Source organism: Rhodoferax sp. (assembly GCF_039922535.1).
GTDB lineage: Bacteria > Pseudomonadota > Gammaproteobacteria > Burkholderiales > Burkholderiaceae_C > Rhodoferax_B.
Map to the genome: position 1 here is coordinate 1 of NZ_JBDTEM010000393.1, position 4,839 is coordinate 4,839.

Annotated in this window: 3 protein-coding genes, 1 pseudogene and 1 riboswitch; all 4 genes and pseudogenes read left to right on the plus strand. The window is 63.0% G+C overall.

The features are described from left to right. The coding region (locus ABI213_RS18655) for an isocitrate dehydrogenase kinase/phosphatase-domain containing protein (RefSeq protein WP_348028197.1) at window positions 1-840 on the plus strand (840 nt) is incomplete at its 5' end. Between the two features lie 11 nt (window positions 841-851). Continuing rightward, window positions 852-949, plus strand: a riboswitch (TPP riboswitch). A 108-nt stretch (window positions 950-1,057) separates the two neighbouring features. Then, a complete protein-coding gene (gene thiC, locus ABI213_RS18660; RefSeq protein ID WP_348028199.1) occupies window positions 1,058-2,950 on the plus strand; it encodes a phosphomethylpyrimidine synthase ThiC in 1,893 nt (630 codons plus the stop codon). 24 nt (window positions 2,951-2,974) lie between these two features. Further along, window positions 2,975-4,150: pseudogene (locus ABI213_RS18665) on the plus strand (acetyl-CoA C-acyltransferase). Between the two features lie 28 nt (window positions 4,151-4,178). Next, the gene (locus tag ABI213_RS18670; protein WP_348028201.1) at window positions 4,179-4,676 is read left to right on the plus strand and encodes a hypothetical protein; all 498 of its coding nucleotides are present in this window, start codon (window positions 4,179-4,181) and stop codon (window positions 4,674-4,676) included. Window positions 4,677-4,839 lie beyond the last annotated feature (163 nt).

A 4,839-nucleotide genomic window follows, 5' to 3' on the forward strand; every position in this document is an offset into this window, starting at 1 on the left:
GACCAGTTCCGCATTGCGCCGGGCATCAAGGGCATGGTGATGCTGGTGTTTGACATGCCGTCCTTCCCCTACGTGTTCAAGGTCATCAAGGACTTTTACCCGCCGCAAAAAGACACCAGCCGCGAGCAGGTCAAGGCCAAGTATTTGCTGGTCAAGCAGCACGACCGCGTGGGCCGCATGGCCGACACGCTGGAGTCCAGCGAGGTGGCTTTTCCGCGTGCCCGGTTCAGCGACGAAGTAATTGCCGAGCTGCGGAAGTTCGCCCCCAGCCAGCTGGAAATCAGCGACCGGGACGGTGATGGGCAGATGGAGGTGGTGATCAAGCACGTCTACATCGAGCGCCGCATGATCCCGCTCAACATCTACCTGCAAGAGGCCTTTGACGCGGGCCCGGACGACCGCCGCGCCCGTGCCCAGATCGAGCGCTCGGTCATCGAATATGGCAACGCCATCAAGGACCTGGTGGCCGCCAATATTTTCCCCGGCGACATGCTGTGGAAGAACTTTGGCGTGACGCGCCACGGCAAGGTGGTGTTCTACGACTATGACGAGATCGAATACATCACCGACTGCAACTTCCGCACCGTGCCCTTGCCGCGCACCGAAGAGGAAGAGATGAGCGGCGAGATTTGGTACCGGGTGGGCCCCAAGGACGTATTCCCCGAAACCTTTGCCCCCTTTCTGCTGGGCAACCCGCTGGTGCGTGAAGCCTTCATGCGCCACCACGCCGACCTGCTGGATGCCGGTTTTTGGCAGGCGCACAAGGAGCGTATCCAGGCCGGCTACGTGTTTGATGTGTTCCCGTACGAGCAGGACAAAAGGTTTCCTTCGCACAACTGATCGCGTACACTGCGACCCGCCCGGGGTGCGCAGTGTTGCGCTGAGATGGAATCCAAACCCGCGAACTTGATCTGGTTCATACCAGCGTAAGAAGAGCTTGACGACATGGCCCCTGTGCGGGGGCGTGGCCGTCACCATGTCCTTGAGTGGGCATCTCCTTGGGGGTTTGCGCGGTCTGGCTGCGCATTCTGGGCTCCACTTCAACAGGAGATTCCCCATGAACGCCCCCGACAAATTTGCCCAACTGCTCAGCTACGCCTGCGATCCGCTGCCGGCAAGCACCAAGCGCTACATCCAGGGCAGCCGCCCCGACCTGCGCGTGCCACTGCGCGAAATCATGCAGAGCAACGGCGAGGCCGTCACGGTCTACGACACCTCCGGCCCCTATACCGATGCCCACGCCCGCATCGACGTACGTGCCGGTTTGCAGGCCCTGCGCGCAGGCTGGATTGCGGACCGGGGCGACACCGAAACCTATGCCGCCCGCATCCTGAATGCGCTGGACGATGGCCGCAAGAGCGACGAGAACGCCGCGCTCAACCTGCTGCGTGCCCAGGCCTCTGGCCTGCAGCGCACGCCGCGCCGTGCAAAAGCTGGCGCCAACGTCTCGCAGATGCACTACGCCCGTAAAGGCATCATCACCCCCGAGATGGAATTTGTCGCGCTGCGCGAGAACCAGAAGCTGGAATGGATGGAGCAATATGCGGCCAACACCGAGCGCGATAAGCGCCTGGCAGGCAACAGCTTCGGTGCCAGCATCCCCAAGGTCATGACCCCCGAGTTCGTGCGCTCCGAAGTGGCCCGTGGCCGCGCCGTGATCCCGCTGAACATCAACCACCCCGAAGTTGAGCCCATGGCGATTGGCCGCAACTTCCTGGTCAAGATCAACGCCAACATCGGCAACTCCGCCGTCACCTCCAGCATCGAAGAAGAGGTAGAGAAACTGGTCTGGGCGATCCGCTGGGGCGCGGACACGGTGATGGATTTGTCCACCGGCAAAAACATCCACACCACCCGCGACTGGATCATCCGCAATTCGCCCGTGCCCATCGGCACCGTGCCGATCTACCAGGCGCTGGAAAAAGTGGGTGGCGTGGCCGAAGACCTGACCTGGGAAATCTTCCGCGACACGCTGATCGAGCAGGCCGAGCAGGGCGTGGACTCTTTCACGGTGCACGCCGGTGTGCGCCTGCCCTTCATCCACCTCACCGCGAACCGTATGACCGGCATCGTCTCGCGCGGCGGCTCCATCATGGCCAAGTGGTGTATCGCCCACCACAAAGAGAATTTCATCTACACCCACTTCGATGAAATGACCGAGATCCTGAAAGCCTACGACGTCAGCTATTCGCTGGGCGACGGCTTGCGCCCCGGCTCCGGTGCCGATGCCAATGACGAAGCCCAGTTTGCCGAGCTACGCACCCTGGGCGAGCTGACGCAAAAAGCCTGGCAGCAAGATGTGCAAGTGATGATCGAAGGCCCCGGCCACGTGCCCATGCACATGGTGCAAGAGAACATGACCGAGCAATTGAAGCATTGCCATGAAGCCCCGTTCTACACCCTGGGCCCGCTGACCACCGACATCGCGCCCGGCTACGACCACATCACCAGCGGCATTGGCGCGGCGATGATCGGCTGGTTCGGCACCGCCATGCTCTGCTACGTCACGCCCAAGGAACATCTGGGTCTGCCGGACCGCGACGACGTGAAGACCGGCATCATCACCTACAAGATCGCTGCCCATGCCGCCGACGTGGCCAAGGGCCACCCGGGTGCGCGCTACCGCGACGACGCGCTGTCCAAGGCGCGCTTCGAGTTCCGCTGGATGGACCAGTTCAACCTGTCGCTGGACCCCGAAACGGCCAAGAAATTCCACGACGAAACCCTGCCCAAAGACTCGGCCAAGGTAGCGCATTTCTGCTCCATGTGCGGACCGAAGTTCTGCTCGATGAAGATCACGCAAGAGGTGCGTGAATACGCCAAAAACCTGGGCGTGAGCGAAGCGGCTGCCGCCGAACAAGGCATGCTGGAGAAGTCGCAAGAGTTCAAAAGCGGCGGTGGGGAGATCTATGTACCGATCAATGGTGTGATCCCGATCGCGCAGGGGTAGAGTGGGACGTAAAGGAACGCCACCATGCCCACTACCAACCCCATCGTCATCCTCGCCGCCGCCCGCACCCCCATGGGTGCGTTCCAGGGGGCTTTTGCGCCACTGGCGGCGCACGACCTGGGCGGGGTCGCCATCCGGGCGGCGGTGGCGCGGGCGGGCGTGGACCCGGCGCGCGTGGACCAGGTGGTGTTCGGCAACTGCCTGATGGCCGGGTAGGGGCAGGCTCCGGCGCGGCAGGCGGCTTTCAAGGGCGGGCTGCCGCAGAGCACGGGGGCGGTCACGCTGTCCAAGATGTGCGGATCGGGCCTATTTGCCGCCATGCTGGCGCACGACATGCTGGTGGCCGGTTCGCACGACCTCATCGTCGCAGGTGGCATGGAGAGCATGACGAACGCGCCACACCTGCTGCCCAAGGCGCGCAGTGGCATCCGCATCGGCCACGGCCAGGTGCTGGACCACATGCTGCTGGACGGGCTGGAAGACGCCTACGAGCCGGGCCGTTCCATGGGCAGCTTTGGGGAAGACTGCGCAGCGAAATACGGCTTTACCCGGGCGGCGCAGGATGCGTTTGCTACTGCGAGCGCGCAGCGGGCGCAGGCGGCGATCCAGTCGGGCGCATTTGCGGCCGAAATTGCGCCTGTGCTGGCCAAAGGCGTTGAAATCAACACCGATGAAGCGCCGGGCAAGATCCGGCTGGACAAAATCCCCACGCTGAAACCTGCCTTCCAAACCGACGGCACGATCACCGCCGCCAGCAGTTCATCCATCAGCGACGGGGCCGCCGCCCTGGTGTTGGCCCGCGCCTCCACCGCCGCGCAGATGGGTGTGCAGCCGCTGGCACGCATCGTGGGCCACGCTACTTTTGCGCAGGCCCCGGGCTGGTTTGCCACCGCGCCGTTGGGCGCTGTGCAGAAGCTGCTGGCCAAGACGGGTTGGGGCGTGGCCGACGTGGACCTGTGGGAAATCAACGAAGCCTTCGCCGTGGTGCCGATGGCATTGATGGCCGAGCTGGACCTGCCGCACAGCCGCGTCAATGTCCACGGCGGTGCCTGCGCGCTGGGCCATCCCATCGGCGCCAGCGGTGCGCGGATTCTGGTGACGCTGCTGTACGCGCTGCGAGCCCAGGGGATGCGCCGGGGTGTGGCCACCCTGTGTATTGGTGGCGGCGAGGCGACAGCATTGGCGGTGGAGTTGCTATAAATATATGAGCCGCTTGTGCAGGTGAGATATGCGCTGGCGGGCTATTTTCCTTGTATTTTTGGTGGTGAATGTGGTGCGGCCTGAGCTGGGTCTATGCAACGGCCTGGCGCTGGATGCCGCCAACCACCGCATCTTTCTGGGGTGCCGTGGCAGTGCCACGGTCAAGCCCTCGTTTGCGGTGATGGATGCCGACACCGGTGCCATCTTCTACACCGCCGAGATCGGCGCAGGCAACGACGAAGTGGTCTATGACGCAGGCCTGAAGCGGGTGTTTTTGGCCAACGGGGTGAACGCGGTGAGGAACGTGTTTGAGCAGGTGGATGCCAACACCTACAAGCCGTCCGAAGCCCTGGGCACCCAGGCCGGGGTGCGCACCATGGCCATGGACCACACCACCAAGAAGGTCTACGCCATCACGGCCGAGGGTAGTGCCGACTACGCCAAGAAGATCACCACCAGCGTCTCACCCTACTACGCGAACACGTTTTTTGACGACAAGTTCTACGTGCTGACCTACGGCAAGTAGTAAAACCTGGCGCTGCTTGCTATTGATTTAATAGCTGCCAGCGCAGGTGGTGTATGCGCTAGAGGCTGATTTTCTATAAATTTCAGCCCCGTGCCAGCAGCGTCGCTACTTCCGCGGCCGAACGCACGCCCAGCTTGGCGTAGACCCGGGCGCGGTACACCTC

Bases quoted from the DNA above. Each gene is read 5' to 3' on its own strand.
- thiC (WP_348028199.1), top strand. From the start codon at position 1,058: ATGAACGCCCCCGACAAATTTGCCCAACTGCTCAGCTACGCCTGCGAT.
- ABI213_RS18670 (WP_348028201.1), top strand. From the start codon at position 4,179: ATGCGCTGGCGGGCTATTTTCCTTGTATTTTTGGTGGTGAATGTGGTG.